The organism is Frateuria sp. YIM B11624, from assembly GCF_049727805.1.
In the GTDB taxonomy this organism is placed as follows: Bacteria; Pseudomonadota; Gammaproteobacteria; order Xanthomonadales; family Rhodanobacteraceae; genus Frateuria_A.
On the sequence record NZ_JBCNYA010000009.1, the window covers coordinates 29,399 to 44,071 of the forward strand.

15 protein-coding genes are annotated in these 14,673 nt (G+C 70.6%); 5 read left to right on the plus strand and 10 right to left on the minus strand.

Translation table 11 applies throughout. The annotated features are described in order from the left end of the window. Positions 1-3: 3 nt before the first annotated feature. The 5 genes from gndA to AAIL17_RS06285 form a co-directional block, all read right to left on the minus strand. Complete coding sequence (gene gndA, locus AAIL17_RS06265) at positions 4-1,413, minus strand: NADP-dependent phosphogluconate dehydrogenase (protein WP_424681968.1); 1,410 nt, start codon at positions 1,411-1,413, stop codon at positions 4-6. Positions 1,414-1,529: 116 nt separating this feature from the next. Further along, positions 1,530-2,015 (minus strand): hypothetical protein, encoded by a 486-nt coding sequence (locus AAIL17_RS06270; RefSeq protein ID WP_424681969.1) that lies wholly within the window; start codon positions 2,013-2,015, stop codon positions 1,530-1,532. Continuing rightward, positions 2,015-3,370: a GldG family protein gene (locus tag AAIL17_RS06275; protein ID WP_424681970.1), complete on the minus strand. Its 1,356-nt coding sequence runs from the start codon at positions 3,368-3,370 to the stop codon at positions 2,015-2,017. Before AAIL17_RS06275 ends, AAIL17_RS06270 begins: the two co-directional genes overlap by 1 nt. Beyond that, positions 3,370-4,125, minus strand: a complete 756-nt coding sequence (locus AAIL17_RS06280) for an ABC transporter permease (protein WP_424681971.1) — start codon at positions 4,123-4,125, stop codon at positions 3,370-3,372. Before AAIL17_RS06280 ends, AAIL17_RS06275 begins: the two co-directional genes overlap by 1 nt. Then, entirely contained in the window at positions 4,122-4,856 is a 735-nt protein-coding gene (locus AAIL17_RS06285; RefSeq protein WP_424681972.1) for an ABC transporter ATP-binding protein, read from the minus strand. Before AAIL17_RS06285 ends, AAIL17_RS06280 begins: the two co-directional genes overlap by 4 nt. Positions 4,857-5,035: 179 nt before the next feature. Here AAIL17_RS06285 and AAIL17_RS06290 point away from each other — a divergent pair, with 179 nt between their 5' ends. Then, positions 5,036-6,229 (plus strand): DesA family fatty acid desaturase, encoded by a 1,194-nt coding sequence (locus AAIL17_RS06290; protein WP_424681973.1) that lies wholly within the window; start codon positions 5,036-5,038, stop codon positions 6,227-6,229. Positions 6,230-6,304: 75 nt separating this feature from the next. Beyond that, positions 6,305-7,414 (plus strand): saccharopine dehydrogenase family protein, encoded by a 1,110-nt coding sequence (locus tag AAIL17_RS06295; protein ID WP_424681974.1) that lies wholly within the window; start codon positions 6,305-6,307, stop codon positions 7,412-7,414. Here AAIL17_RS06295 and AAIL17_RS06300 read toward each other — a convergent pair. The 5 genes from AAIL17_RS06300 to rpmB all read right to left on the minus strand — a co-directional run bounded on the left by AAIL17_RS06300 (position 7,411) and on the right by rpmB (position 9,515). Continuing rightward, the gene (locus AAIL17_RS06300) at positions 7,411-7,818 is read right to left on the minus strand and encodes a thiol-disulfide oxidoreductase DCC family protein (protein WP_424681975.1); all 408 of its coding nucleotides are present in this window, start codon (positions 7,816-7,818) and stop codon (positions 7,411-7,413) included. The genes AAIL17_RS06295 and AAIL17_RS06300 overlap by 4 nt on opposite strands. After that, positions 7,808-8,356, minus strand: a complete 549-nt coding sequence (locus AAIL17_RS06305) for a DUF4166 domain-containing protein (RefSeq protein ID WP_424681976.1) — start codon at positions 8,354-8,356, stop codon at positions 7,808-7,810. Before AAIL17_RS06305 ends, AAIL17_RS06300 begins: the two co-directional genes overlap by 11 nt. A 52-nt stretch (positions 8,357-8,408) precedes the next feature. Beyond that, positions 8,409-8,918 (minus strand): DUF3016 domain-containing protein, encoded by a 510-nt coding sequence (locus AAIL17_RS06310; protein ID WP_424681977.1) that lies wholly within the window; start codon positions 8,916-8,918, stop codon positions 8,409-8,411. A 182-nt stretch (positions 8,919-9,100) separates the two neighbouring features. After that, positions 9,101-9,268, minus strand: a complete 168-nt coding sequence (rpmG, locus tag AAIL17_RS06315; protein WP_017463578.1) for a 50S ribosomal protein L33 — start codon at positions 9,266-9,268, stop codon at positions 9,101-9,103. Positions 9,269-9,278: 10 nt separating this feature from the next. After that, on the minus strand, positions 9,279-9,515 hold the full coding sequence (gene rpmB / locus AAIL17_RS06320) for a 50S ribosomal protein L28 (protein ID WP_091337955.1): 237 nt from the start codon (positions 9,513-9,515) through the stop codon (positions 9,279-9,281). Positions 9,516-9,813: 298 nt separating this feature from the next. Between rpmB and secB the strand changes: the two genes are divergently transcribed. The 3 genes from secB (at position 9,814) to AAIL17_RS06335 (ending at position 14,581) form a co-directional block, all read left to right on the plus strand. After that, positions 9,814-10,320, plus strand: coding sequence for a protein-export chaperone SecB (gene secB / locus AAIL17_RS06325; RefSeq protein WP_424681978.1), 507 nt, complete (start codon positions 9,814-9,816; stop codon positions 10,318-10,320). A gap of 8 nt (positions 10,321-10,328) precedes the next feature. After that, positions 10,329-11,354: an NAD(P)H-dependent glycerol-3-phosphate dehydrogenase gene (locus tag AAIL17_RS06330; protein WP_424681979.1), complete on the plus strand. Its 1,026-nt coding sequence runs from the start codon at positions 10,329-10,331 to the stop codon at positions 11,352-11,354. 203 nt (positions 11,355-11,557) lie between these two features. Further along, positions 11,558-14,581, plus strand: a complete 3,024-nt coding sequence (locus AAIL17_RS06335) for an SNF2-related protein (RefSeq protein WP_424681980.1) — start codon at positions 11,558-11,560, stop codon at positions 14,579-14,581. Positions 14,582-14,673: the final 92 nt, after the last annotated feature.

A 14,673-nucleotide genomic window follows, 5' to 3' on the forward strand; every position in this document is an offset into this window, starting at 1 on the left:
GCCTCAACCTTCCCATTCGACGTGGAAAGTGCCCGGCCGGTCGACCCGCTCGAACGTGTGCGCGCCGAAATAATCCCGCTGCGCCTGCAGCAGGTTGGCCGGCAGGTGTTCGCTGCGGTAGCCGTCGAACCAGGCGATGGCCGAGGACAGGCAGGGCGTGGCCACGCCGCAGGTCACCGCCGTGGCGACCACGTCGCGCAGGGCCTGCTGGTAGCGGCCGGCGACGTCGGCGAAGTAGGGGTCGAGCATCAGGTTGGTCAGTCCCGGGTCGCGCGTGTAGGCCTCCATGATCCGCTCCAGGAAGCCCGCGCGGATGATGCAGCCGGCGCGGAAGATGCTGGCGATGGTGGCGTAGTCCAGGTCCCAGTCGTGCACCTGCGAGGCGGCGCGCAGTTGCGCGAAGCCCTGCGCGTAGGAGATCAGCTTGCCCAGGTACAACGCGCGGCGCACCGCTTCGGCGAAGGCCGCGCGATCGCCGGCGAAGGCGGCGGTCGGGCCCTCGAGTACGCGGCTGGCGGCGACGCGCTCGTCCTTCTGCGCGGAGAGTCCGCGCGCGAACACCGCCTCGGTGATCAGCGGCAGCGGCACGCGCATCTCCAGCGCGTCCTGGCAGGTCCACTGGCCGGTGCCCTTCTGGCCGGCACGGTCGAGGATCATGTCGACCAGGTCGTTGCCGCTGTCCGGATCCTTGCGGGTGAAGATGTGCGAGGTGATCCCGATCAGGTAGCTGTCGAGCTCGCCCTGGTTCCAGTCCGCATAGACCTGCGCCAGTTCGGCGTTGGACAGGCCCAGCACGTGGCGCAGCACGGCGTAGCTCTCGGCGATCAGTTGCATGTCGCCGTACTCGATGCCGTTGTGCACCATCTTCACGTAGTGGCCGGCGCCGTTGGGGCCCATCCAGGCCACGCAGGGTGTACCGTCGGGGGCGCGCGCGGCGATCTCGGTGAGGATCGGCTCGACCTTGGCGTAGGCCTCGCGCGGACCGCCGGGCATGATCGAGGGCCCGTGCAGCGCGCCTTCCTCGCCGCCGGAAATGCCGCAGCCGATGAAGTTCAGGCCGGCCGCCTGCATCGCCTGCTCGCGGCGGATGGTGTCGCGGTAGTAGCTGTTGCCGCCGTCGATCACGATGTCGCCCGGCTCCAGCAGCGGCTTCATCGCCTCCAGCATGGCATCGACCGGCGGGCCGGCCTTGATCATCAGCAGGATGCGCCGCGGGCGTTCCAGCGAGGCGATGAAGGCGGGCAGTTCGTGGAACGGCACCAGCCGGCGATCCGGGTGCGCCGCCATGGCCTGGTCGGTGAAGGCGGGATCGTGGTCGTAGACCGAGACCGCATGGCCGCGGCTTTCGATGTTCAGCGCCAGGCTGCGGCCCATCACGCCCATGCCGAACACACCCATCACCTGCTGGCTCATCGCGAGCTCCTTCGGAGAAGATTCAACCCGTCCGATATGGGACCGGCGGCGCGCGCCACAAGCGCCGGCGGCGTTCACGGTGCCGGGGACTGAAGCGCATCCCGCGCATTGTCGCGTCAATGGATCCGTTCGGCGTCCTGCGCGGCCGGGCGCGGCGTGTAGCGCAACGGCACCAGCGCGATGCGCGCGCCCACGCGCACGTAACGCAACGGACCGGTGACGGCGGTAGTGCCGAAATCCAGCGACTGGTCGTCGAGCTTCAGTTGCGCGACTGGCGGCGCCAGGCCGATCTTGGCGGCGTCGAAGTCCGCGGCGGGCCGCCAGCCGATCACCGGCGCCTGCGCGATCCCGGTCAGTTCCTGCAGGCGGCCGTCGTCGGCACGCCGTCCATTGGCCTGCCACCAATGACCGTCGTGGCGGCGGTAAGTCTCGGGCGGTTGGCCGGGCAGGGTGAGCGTCACCCGGGTGACCGTGTCCGGATCAAGCGCCAGCAGCGTGCCCGGCGCCTGGCGCTGGTCGTGCAGGTATTGCGCCGCGGCCAGCGCGAGCAACACGAGCGCGACGCCAAGCGTGATCCAGCGCTGCCGAGCCTTGCGCCGCATCAGCGCCGGCGCCGGCGCCACACCAGCACGCCGCCGATGATCAGCAGCAGCGCCGGCACGCCGACCAGGAAGCCCAGGCTGACGACGTTGAGCTCGGTCTGCGAAAGCTCCAGCACGCGGTCGGGCGCACCGCGCGGCGGCAGGCTCACCAGCGCGTCGTCGCCGAGCAGCCAGTCGAACACGCGCTCGCCCAGCGCGCGGTTGCCGCCATTGCCGAGGAAGGTGTTGGAGAGGAAGTCGCCGTCGGCGATCACCACCACGCGCTGCTGGCTCTTGTCCGGGCTGGGCGAGAGGCGGGACAGCGCCAGGCCGAACGGCAGCGGGCCTTTCAGCTCGCCCGCCGCGGCGTCGTAGCGGATGGTCGAGCTGGCGTCGTTGCCGATCGGCTGGAACTCGGTCCAGCTCTGCGGTCCGGACGCGAGGAAGTCCTGCACCGCCCAATCGTTGCGGTTCACCTGCGCCAGCGCGGCAACCTGCGGAAACAGCGTGGTGAGCTGGAAGCCGCGGGTGATCGCGTGGGCGGGGTAGGCGCCGAGCGCGATCATGCGCGGATCCTTCAGGCCCAGCGCCGCGCCGCCGCCGTCGACCAGCACGCCGGGCAGCACGCGCAGGCCCAGCGCGTCGGCGAGCGGCGCGAGGTTCAGGTCGCTGTTGGCCGGCTCGGTGAGCCACAGCAGGTTGCCGCCGTTGCCCAGGTAATCCACCAACGCGCGCACCGCGCCCGTCTCGAGTGGGAGCGTGGGGCTGGCCAGCACCACCAGGTCGGTGTGCTGCGGCACTGCGGTGACCTGCGCGAAGTTGAGCGGCACCGCGCGCATGCCGCGGCTTTCCAGTTGCGCCATGAAGGTGCCGAGGTCCGCGTTGGCCGGACCGTCGGCGCGGCGCTCGCCGTCGCCGGTGACGAACGCGACGATGCGCTCGCCGCCGCGCGCGAGGCGTTCCAGCGCGTTGGTCAGGCTGCGCTCGGAGAGCTCGTCCAGCCGCTGCTCGCGGCCGCGGTAGTGCACGATGATGGCGCCGTCGACGGTGACGCCGAGCTCGCGCATCTTCGCCGGGTCCTGCTGCGGATCGACGAAGCGGAGCGTGAGGTCCGGCTTGACCCGGCGGTAGCGCTCCAGGAAGCCGGCGATGGTCTGGCGCAGGTCGCCCTGCGGGTTGGCGTAGCTGACGATCTCCACCGGGCCGTCGAGCTTGCCGAGCACCGCGCGGCTCTCCGGCGACAGGCTGGCGCGGCCGCCCGCGGTCCAGTCGGCGACGAAGGCATGGCGGGTGGAGAGGTAGCCGATGGCGCCCGCGGCGGCGAGCAGCGCCAGTGCGAACAGCCAGCCGTCGAGCCGTCCGAAGAATGTCCTCATCAGCCGCGCTCCCGCTCGGCCGCGAGACGGCGCGTAGCCAGCGTCAGGCAGACGATCGCCAGCAGCGCGAACCACACCACGTCGGGGCTGGCGACCAGCCCGCGCAGCAGCGGCTGCAGGTGCGAGCTCATCGCCAGCCAGTTGATCGCGCCGTCGTCCACGCCGGCCATCTGCGCGCCGAGGTTCAGCCACATCAGCGCCAGCGTGAGCACCAGGGCGACCGCTGCGGCGATCGCCGGGTGCGAGGCAAACGCCGAGCAGGCCAGCCCCAGCGCGGCGAGCGAGGCCAGCAGCAACGCCATGCCCAACGTGGCGGCGGCGAGCTTGCCCCAGTCGATCGCGGTGGCGTGCGCCAGCGACAGCGGCATCGCCAGCACCAGCGCCAGCCAGGCCAGCAGCCACACCAGCAAGGCCACGTACTTGCCCAGCACGATGCGTGAGGGCTTGAGGCCCATGCCCAGCAGCAGCGCCAGGCGGCCCTCGCGCCGCTCGCCGGCCAGCGCCGACATCGACAACAGCGGCACCACCAGGAAAGCGAGCTCGGCCAGCTTGGCCAGCAGCGGCACGGCGACCAGGTCGGTGTAACCCGGGCCGTCGGGCAGCGCGGCGAGGCGGATCTGGGCGGCCAGGAAGCTGCCGAGCATCAGCGTGAAATTCCATGCCAGCCAGGCCAGCGTCAGCGCGCCGAGCACCCAGGCGAGCGGGCGCACGAACAGCCGGCGCAGTTCCAGCCGCGTCACCGCCAGGGCGCTCATGCGGCAGCCCTGGCGGTGGCGATGGCGAAGAACTGCCGTTCCAGCGCGGCGTGGTCGTCCGCGGCGAGCGTGCCTTCGTGGCGCAGCGTGCCGTCGTGCAGGATCGCCACGCGGTCGCACACGGCGGTGACTTCGGCCAGCACGTGGGTGGAGAGGATCACCGCGGTGCCGGCGGCGGCCTGCTCGCGGATCAACGCGCGCAGCGCGGCGACCTGCACCGGATCGAGCGCGTTGCCGGGTTCGTCCAGCACCAGCAGCGCCGGCTGGTGCAGCAGCGCGCAGGCCAGCCCCAGGCGCTGGCGCTGGCCCTGCGAGAGCACGCCGGCGAGGCGGCGCTCCAGCGGCGCGAGTTCCAGCCGTTCGACCATGCGCACGCGCGCCTGCCTGAGCGCCGCGCCCTTCAGCCCGCGCAGGCGACCATGCGCGTCCAGATGTTCGCCCACCGTCAGTTCCTGCCACAGCGGGGCACGTTCGGGCAGCCAGCCCACCAGGCGGCGCACGAGTGCCGGGTGCTCGGCCAGGTCCTCGCCGTCGAGCAGGATGCGGCCGCTGTCGGGCGTCAGCGCACCGGCGATCATCGACAGCGTGGTCGACTTGCCGGCGCCGTTGACGCCCAGCAGGCCCAGTACCTGGCCGCGTTCCAGCGCGAGGCTGAGGTCCTGCACCGCCGGTCGGCCGGCGCGGCGGCGGCTGGCTTGCTCAAGCGTTAACAGCGGTTGTGGCAGAGTCATTGCATGATTGTCACGGCGCCCCAACCTTTACACAACCTGCGGGGCGCTTTACGTGATCCGCGGGCAAGCTTGTTGAACCTGCGGGGCACTTCACGCATGCGCGAAGCGCATTGCGCCATGCTGGCGGGTACGGAAACCCCTCCGATAGACTGCCTTCCAACTTCCCCGGTGCTTTCCTGATGCTCGATGCGGTGCTGACGTTCCTTTCCAACGGCGTGACGAACGCCGGTTGGCTCGCCATGCTGGTCTACATGCTGGTGGTCACCCAGCTGACCATCTTCACGGTGACCATCTACTACCACCGCTGCCAGACGCATCGCGGCGTGGACCTGCATCCGATCGTGCAGCACTTCTTCCGTTTCTGGGGCTGGCTGACCACCGGCATGGTGACCCGCGAGTGGGTGGCCGTGCACCGCAAGCACCACGCCAAGGTGGAAACCGCGGAAGACCCGCACAGCCCGCAGATCTACGGCATCAAGAAGGTGTTCTGGGATGGCGTGTCGCTGTACCGCGACGCCTCCGAGGTGAAGGAAGACCTGGAGAAGTACGGCCGCGGCTGCCCGGATGACTTCATCGAGCGCAAGCTCTATACCGGCCATCCGTACTGGGGCCCGGCGCTGATGCTGATCATCGACCTGGCGCTGTTCGGCGTGATCGGTGCCGCGCTGTGGGCGGTGCAGATGATCTGGATCCCGTTCTGGGCCGCCGGCTTCGTCAACGGCATCGGCCACTGGTGGGGCTACCGCAACTTCGAGAGCGCCGACACCGCGACCAACCTGATCCCGTGGGGTTTCTGGATCGGCGGCGAAGAGCTGCACAACAACCACCACGCGTTCCCGAGCTCGGCCAAGTTCGCCCTGCGCAAGTGGGAGTTCGACATCGGCTGGGCGGTGATCTGCGCGCTGCGTTCGGTGGGCTTGGCCAAGGTGCTGCGCGTGGCGCCGACGCTGGACATCCGTCCGAACGTCAACCTGCCCGACGCGGAGACGCTCAAGGCCGTGCTGACCCACCGCTTCCAGGCGATGACCGATTACTACCGCGGCGTGATCGTGCCGACCCTGCGCGAGGAAGCCGCCCACGCCGGCGACAACCTCAAGGCCGTGCCACGGCGCCTGCGCCGTGCATTGGCCGATGGCGGCCGCTGGCTCGACCACGACGGCAGCGCCAAGCTGCAGGCCGTGCTGGCCAAGCGCCCGACCCTGCGCACCGTGTGCGACTTCCGCAACCGCCTGGCGGCGCTGATGGAGCAGCGCGGTGCCGAGCAGGCGCTCAAGGGCCTGCAGCAGTGGATCGCCGAGGCCGAGCAGAGCGGTATCCGCTCGCTGCAGGAGTTCGCCGGGCGGCTGAAGGGCTACTCGGTGGCCAGCGCCTGATCGCGCGGCCTAAGATGCAAGGAAGAGCCCGCCTCCCGGCGGGCTTTTTTTTGGCTGGCATGGAGCGGCTGGGACATGGCGTTGCGAGTGGTGGTGGTCGGCGCGACGGGCGTGTTCGGCTCGCGCGTCGCGCGTCGGCTGGCGCATGACCGGCGCTTTTCGCTGGTGCTCGCCGGCCGGCGACTGGCGCCCCTGGAAGCCCTGCGTGCCGAGCTCGGCGACGAGCGCGTCGAGATCGCTTCACTGGACATGGGGCGATCGGATGCGCCGGCGCTCCTGGGGCGCCTTCGGCCGCAACTGGTGATCCACACGGCGGGCCCTTTCCAGGGCCAGGACTATCGCGTCGCCGAAGCCTGCCTGGCGGTGGGCAGCGATTACGTGGACCTGGCCGACGGTCGCGACTTCGTCTGCGGCATGACCCGCCTGGATGCGCGCGCGCGCCGCGCCGGGCGCCTGCTGGTCAGCGGAGCGTCCAGCGTCCCGGCGCTCAGCGCGGCGGTGGTGGATGCGCTGGCGCCGCGCTTCGGGCGACTCGACCGCATCGAGCACGCCATCAACCCTGGCAACCGCACACCGCGCGGGGATGCCACCGTGGCGTCGATTCTCGGCTATTGCGGGCGACCGATCCGAGTCTGGCGGGAAGGGCGTTGGCAGCACGCACATGGCTGGATGGACGGCAGGCGGCAATCCTTTCCCTTCGGTCGCCGCCGGGTGGGCGTGTGCGAGGTGCCCGACCTGGAGCTGTTCCCCGGCCGCTATCCGGGCGTGGATACGGTGCTGTTCCGCGCCGGGCTGGAGCTGCCGTTGTTGCAGGCCGGCACCTGGTGTGCGGCCGTGCTGGTGCGGTTGGGACTGATCCGCGATCTCGCCGCCTGGGCCCCTGCGCTGCGTCGCTTCAGCGAACGGTTCATCCGTTTCGGTACCGACATCGGCGGCATGGTGGTGGAACTGTCTGGCGCCGACCACGAAAACCGACCCCTGCGCCTGCGCTGGTGGCTCGCTGCCGACGCGGGCGACGGGCCGCAGGTCCCGGTCACTCCCGCCGTGGTGCTGGCGCAGGAACTGGCCGAGGGCCGCATCGACGCGCGCGGCGCGATGCCCTGCATGGGTCTGCTTGTGCTGGAGCGGATCGAAGCGGGGTTCGCCGGGTACGCGTTGCGCACCGGCATCGAGCGGCTCGGCTAGTCGAGGAAGCGCCAGGCCTGCGAGTCATCCGGCAGCAGGCAGCTGGCGCGGCGGCCGAACAGCCGGTAGCGGTGACGGGCGATCCAGCGGTAGGCCGGGTCGCGGCAGACCCGCGGCAACAGCCGGACCGCCGCGGCGGCGGCCGGCCAGGGGCCACCGAGCTGGCCCAGTATGCGGATGATCGCCGCCGTATCGGTGTGGCCGCGTCCATCCTGCACCAGCAGGAGCGAGGCCGGATCCTCGGGCGACAAACCGTGTACGTGCAGAAGCGCGCGTCCGTGCGTCCCCTGCATGGCGGCGAGCCGGAAACGGCCGGCGCGGTCGTGCTTCAACACGAAATCCACCCAGCGGCTGCACAGCACGCAGACACCGTCGAACACGATCACCGGCGCTTCAGTCGACATCCACGATGTCCAGCCAGCCGCGATAGGCCACGAGCTTTCCCAGCAGGGGCACGCGTGTCTCGATATGGAACGCGTAGCGGTCGCCTTCGGCGCCGCTGCGGGAGAGCACCTGACCAAAGCAGGCGCGCGGCAGCGGCAGGCCGAACAGGCGGCCGCCGCGCAATTGCCAGTCGATCGCCCGGCCGTCGCGGCGCAACTCGAAATGCAGCCGTAGCGGGCCCAGCGCTTCATGCAGGCGGCGGCCGTCTGCCGCGCCGGTGAGGCGCGAGCGCATGCGGACCGCGCCGAAGCGGCGGGTCCAGGTCTCGCCTGCGCCGTTACGTTCGATCGTCACCTCAAGCGCCTGTGCCGGTCCCGGCGACGGCAGCCCCAGCCATCGGCGCAGCAGGCGCGCGGGCAGGTGCGCGGCGCCTTCGACTTCGGCCCGGCCGCGCGCGCGGATGCAGGCCTCGTCGCCGTGCATGCGCCGCACCGGCGCGGCCAGCGCATGCCAGTCCGCGGCGAGCAGGGCGGGAAACAGGGCCGTAGGCGCCACCATGGCGTGGATCTTAGCGCTGGCACACCCGGCGTGCGCGACGGGCCGGACCGGCTCAGAGGCTCTGCGGGCCTCGGGCGAGCCAGCGGTCGACCATCCGCTTTTCATAGCGCAGCGGATCGGTGTTGGACAGTCCGCCCGGGCTGTCGTACATGAAGCCCAGGTCGGTGAGCTTGCGCTCGCCCTCGCGGATCACCCGCCCCTGGCTGTCGAGCAGGCGGAAATGCATCTTGAGGCGCGGCGGATAGACGTCCCGGACGATGCGTACCGGGTTCAGCGCACCCATCGAGGGCAGGTAGGAGCCGGCGCGGTCGATGTCGGTGACGACGATGTCCAGCGTCTGGCCGGGCGCAAGCTCGCGCGCCGCCTGCCGTTCGATGTAGCGCTTGAGGGTGTCGAGGTAGCCGGAGTCGGCGCGCATGGGCGCAAACGCCCGCACTTCCCTGGTTTCGGTGAAGTTCTCCGGATGGTCGTAGCGCACGCTGACCGTGCCGGCGGCCGCGGCCGTCGTCGCTGCGAGGGCGAGGGCCAGGCCGAAGATGGAGCGGAAGGAAAACTTGGACATGGCGGTGTCTCCGGTGGCGTTGCGAAACCAGACTAGGGGATGGATCGCAAACGCGGCGCGAGGTCGCCCGCGCCAACTCATGGAAACGCGCGGGCGCACGACCCGTGGACATGCCCGATGGTGCCAAGCCGCCTGGGGGCGGCCCCAAAAGAAAACCCGCCGGGCGGCGGGTTTTCTTCAGATCACTTGATCTTGCCTTCCTTGTAGATCACGTGCTTGCGCACGACCGGATCGTACTTCTTGAACTCGAACTTTTCCGGCGTGTTCTTCTTGTTCTTCTGCGTGGTGTAGAAGTGGCCGGTGCCGGCCGAGGAGATCAGGCGGATCTTGTCTTGGGTCTTGTTAGCCATGGTTCAATCCTCAGACCTTCTCGCCGCGGGCACGCAGCTGGGCGATCACGGCCTCGATGCCATTCTTGTCGATGGTGCGCAGCGCGGCGTTGGAAACGCGCAGCTTCACCCAACGGTTCTCGCTGGCGACCCAGAAGCGGCGCTCGTGCAGGTTCGGCAACCAGCGGCGACGGGTCTTGTTGTTGGCGTGCGAGACGTTGTTGCCGGTCTGCACGGCCTTTCCGGTGACTTGACATACACGGGCCATGAGGGCCTCCGTAATCGGTGTTTTGACCGCCCGTTGGCCAGGGCGGCATCGGCCCAGCGGCGCCTCGGCGCCACGCGATGCTGGAGGGTGTTGCGTTTCGAACGGGGCCGGCTTGCATTCCGCATCGCGTCGCGGAAGGCCCGGAAAGCCGGGTCGGCCTGAATCGAGCCGCGTATTCTCCCGGAAAAACAGGCCTCTGCGCAAGTCCGGCAAGCCCGTCCCCGATGGCAGGGCGGCCGGATGTATGGAACAATCGTCCCCTTTGCTCCGCCGCACTCACGAATTCGAGGGATTCACCATGGCAGAAGTCACGCCCGCCAACGACCAGGCCGCCGGCCAGGCCATGCCGCAGCTGGTGCTGCAGAAGATCTACGTCAAGGACGTGTCCTTCGAGGCGCCGAACGCGCCGCAGATCTTCCAGGAGATCGGCGAGAACGAGCAGGTGCAGCCGCAGGTGCAGCTGAATCTGGGCCAGCGCGCCACCGACCTGGGCAATGACCTGTACGAGGTCGTGCTGAGCCTGACCCTGACCTGCACCATCGGCGAGCGCACCGCCTACCTCGCCGAAGTGCATCAGGCCGGCGTGTTCGGCATCGCGGGTTTCAGCGAGCAGGACTATGCCGGCATCATCGGCAGCTACTGCCCGAACCTGCTGTTCCCGTATGCCCGCCAGGTGATCTCCTCGCTGGTGCTGGAGGGCGGCTTCCCGCCGTTCCTGTTGCAGCCGATCAACTTCGACGCCCTGTTGGCGGAGCAGCAGCGCCGCATGGCGGGCGGCGGCGAGGCCCCGACGCTCAACAGCTGACGCACTCCATGCGGGACCAACCGATTCTCGCGGTGCTCGGCGCCGGCTCCTGGGGCACCGCGCTGGCGGCACTGGCCGCACGCAACGGCGTGACCACCCGGCTGTGGGGCCGCGACCGTGAAGCGCTGGCGGCGATGGCCGCCAGCCGCCGCAACCAGCGCTACCTGCCCGACCTGGAGTTGCCGCCCGAGCTCGCCTACGAGCCGGATCTGGCTGCGGCCGTGCGCGATGCCGACATCGTGCTGGTGGTGGTGCCCAGCCACGCCTTCGCCGCGATGCTGGACGAACTCGTGCCGCTGCTCGGGCCCGACACCGCGATCGCCTGGGCGACCAAGGGCTTCGAGCCAGGCACCGGCCGCTTCCTGCACGAGCTGGTGGCGCAGAAGCTGCCGGGCCGGCCGGCCGCGGTGGTCACCGGCCCCTCGTTCGCCCGCGAGGTCGCCGCCGGCCTGCCCAGCGCGGTGACCGTGCACTCGGACGACGAAGCGTTCGCGACGGCGCTCGCCGCGCTGCTGCACGCGCCCAATTTCCGCGCCTACTCGGGCAACGACGTGCTCGGTGCCGAGCTCGGCGGCGCCATGAAGAACGTACTGGCCGTGGCCACCGGCGTCGCCGACGGCATGCAGCTGGGCCTGAACGCCCGTGCCGGGCTGATCACCCGCGGCATGAACGAGATGCTGCGGCTGGGCCTGGCGCTCGGCGCGCGCCCGGAGACGCTGATGGGCCTGTCGGGCCTGGGCGACCTGGTGCTGACCTGCACCGGCGACCTCTCGCGCAACCGCCGGCTGGGCCTGGCGCTGGGGCAGGGCATTGCGCTGGACGATGCCGTCCGGCAGATCGGTCAGGTGGTCGAGAGCGTGGTCACCGCCGACGAGGTGTCCCGCCTGGCCGAGCAGCACGGCCTGGAACTGCCCATCGCCAACGGCGTGCGCGCCGTGCTGCACGGCGAGGTCACCCCGGTCGAGGGCGTGCGCCTGCTGATGAGCCGCGAACAGAAACCCGAGTACCCGCAGGGCCTGTTCGAAAACGCCTGACCGCATCGCACCCTCTCCCCTGCAGGATGAGGGGTGAGGGGCAGGCTCGCTAGAGGCGCCATCGTCGCGATTCGAAACCAGCCGCGTCCGGGTGGCCCTGCCTGCTGCGTCGGGCACCCGTACGAACTTGCGCCCTCCACGCGCACGCCACCCATCCCCTTGCTAAGCTCGTGGTTTTGGCTGGCAAGGCGGACCGCACGCGCATGCAGCAACCGGACGAAAAGCAGCCTGCCGACCGTGCCTCCTCCGCGGAGGACATGGCCGGGGGCGGCTTGCCGCCGGCCTGGCGACGCCTGTTCAAGCCGCCGGCGCCACCCCCGGCCGAAACCCAGGTGCTGGGCTTCTTCCTCGAGGTCGTGCCCGAGGAAGGCGCCGCCTGGGCCCACCTGGACGTCGCGCCGGTGGCGCTGGGCGTGGCCGAGCAGGGCCGTTACGTGCGGCCGGCACCGCTGGACAGCCGGCATCTGGCCCATGCGCCGCTCGAGCCGCACGAACAGCACCTGGCCGCCGCCGTGCTCGGCCTGCCGCAGAGCGTGCGCAAGGGCCGAAGCTACGTCCGCCTGGCCGGCCACATCGGCGACGCCCTGCTGGCGCAGATGCTTGATACCGCGCCGTGCTTCCTGGGCGGCCTGGCCGGCCTGCGCCTGTCGCGCGGCAAGGCGCATCCGCTCGCCTGGCACTGGCACCTCGAACACGACGGCAGCCAGAAGCTGCTGCCCCGCCTGGGCCACAACCAGCGCCTGCTCCGGCTGGACAACCTGTGGTACCTGGACGGCGAACGCGCCGTGCTGGGCCTGCTCGAGGCCGAGCCCGGCGAGAGCCACTGGCTGGACCTGCCGCCGCTCAGGCACGAATCCGGTCGCCCGCTGCTCAAGGCGCTGAAGAACAGCCCGCTGGGTCAGCGCCTGCCCGCGCCGCAGGTGTTCGACGAACTGCGCCGCGCGGAGCTGGCGCCCAAGCCGGTGCTGACCCTGCACGCGCTGACCCGCCACGCGCGCCTGGCCGCCGGCACGCCGCCGCTGGCCTACGCGCGGCTGGCCTTCGACTACGCCGGCGAGCGCCTGCCCGGCCGCGGCGGCGAGCCGCTGGTGCGGCGCGTGCGCAACGGCCACCTGGTCGAAATCGCCCGCCGCCGCGCCGAGGAACTCTCGGCGATGGAACAGCTCGAGCGCGCCGGCCTCACGCCCGGCGTGGACACCGAGGGCCTGCCTTGGGACTTGGCCGATACCTTGCCCGAGGACGCCTGGCTGTTCCCCGGCAAGGGCTACGCCGGCGCGCTGGAGGTGAACACGCCCGCCCGCTGGCTGGCCCTGCGCGGCAAGCTGGAAACCGAAGGCTTCCAGCTCGACTACGCGCCGAGCTTCCCCTTCGAGGTGCTCGAAGGCCCGGTGCGCTGGTACGGCAACGCCACCGAAGATGCCGACGACCACGCCTTCGACCTGGAAATCGGCATCGAGGTGGAGGGCAAGCGGCACAACCTGCTGCCGGCGGTGGCGCAGGCGCTGGCCGAGCACCAGTTGAACCTGAGCCCCGCGCCGAACGAGCCGGAAGACGCCGTGTGGTACGCGCCGGTCGACGAGCGCCGCCGCGTGCCGGTGCGCCTGAAGGAGCTGCGCGGCCTGCTCGCGCCGCTGGCGGAATACCTCGAACGCCCCAAGAAGAAGCTGCACCTGCCGCGCGTGCAGGCCGGCCGGCTGGAGGAACTGGTCGAGGCCCTGCCCAACGGCGGCGAGCTGCGCGCGCCGGAAGCACTGCGCGGCTTCACCGCGCGCCTGCGCGACGCCGCCGAGCGCGCCAGCGACGCCATCCCGGACGGCCTCACCGTCGAGTTGCGGCCCTACCAGCGCGAAGGCCTGCGCTGGTTGAACGCGCTGGCCGAGGCCGGCGTCGGCGGCGTGCTCGCCGACGACATGGGTCTGGGCAAGACGCTGCAGCTGATCACCCACCTGCTGGCGCTCAAGCAGCACGGTGCGCTGGCGCAGCCGGCCCTGGTGGTGGTGCCGACCAGCCTGATCCCGAACTGGCAAGCGGAGATCGCGCGCTTCGCGCCGGGCCTGAAGGTGCTCGCCCTGCACGGTCCGCAGCGCAGCGGCGATTTCTCTCAACTGGGCGCGCAGGACATCGTGCTGACCAGCTACGCGCTGCTGCCGCGCGACGTGTCCGCACTGCGCAAGCAACCGTTCGCGCTGATCGTGCTGGACGAGGCGCAGCAGGTGAAGAACCCGCGCACGCAGGCCCGCCGCGCGGTGCTCAGCCTGCGCGCGCCACGCTGCATCTGCCTGACCGGCACGCCGCTGGAAAACCACCTGGGCGAGCTGTGGTCGCAGGTCGACCTGGCCGTGCCCGGCCTGCTCGGCGACGAAGGCGCATTCCGCCGTCACTACCGCGTGCCGATCGAGAAGCAGCGCGACGAGGATTGCCAGGCGCGCCTCAATCGCCGCCTCGCCCCGTTCATCCTGCGCCGGACCAAGGCGCAGGTCGCCGCCGAACTGCCGCCGAAGACCGAAATCACCCGCCGCGTGGTACTCGACGGCCGCCAGCGCGAGCTGTACGAAAGCCTGCGCCTGACCCTCGCCAACGAACTGCGCGAGGTGATCGCCCAGCGCGGTATCCAGCATTCGGGCATCGTCGTGCTCGACGCGCTGCTCAAGCTGCGTCAGGTCTGCTGCGATCCACGCCTGGTCAAGCTGGAGGCCGCGCGCGGCGTGCGCGAGTCGGCCAAGTTCGAGCTGCTGATGGACATGCTGCCGGCGCTGCTCGCCGAGGGCCGCAAGGTGCTGCTGTTCTCGCAGTTCACCGAGATGCTCAAGCTGATCGCCACGGAACTGGACCGCAAGCGCATCCGCTACGTGATGCTCACCGGCGAGACGCGCGACCGCGCCGAGCCGGTGCAGCGCTTCCAGGACGGCGACGTGCCGCTGTTCCTGCTCTCGCTCAAGGCCGGCGGCGTGGGCCTGAACCTCACTGCCGCGGACACCGTGATCCACTACGACCCGTGGTGGAATCCCGCCGCCGAGGCGCAGGCTTCCGACCGCGCGCACCGCATCGGCCAGGACAAGCCGGTGTTCGTGTTCCGCCTGATCACCGCCAACACCGTCGAGGAGCGCATCGAGGAACTGAAGGCGCGCAAGGCGGAGCTCGCCGAGGCCGTGCTCGAGGGCGGCGGAGCGCGCGAGAAACTCAGCTTCGACCAGGACGACCTGGACGCCTTGCTGGCGCCCGGTTGAGATAGCACGCGGCAACTGGCCGCGGCGCATGCACACCCCAAGCGCGGCCGAAATCCGTTCACAACAGATGCGCTCATGCGCTGCCCATGTAG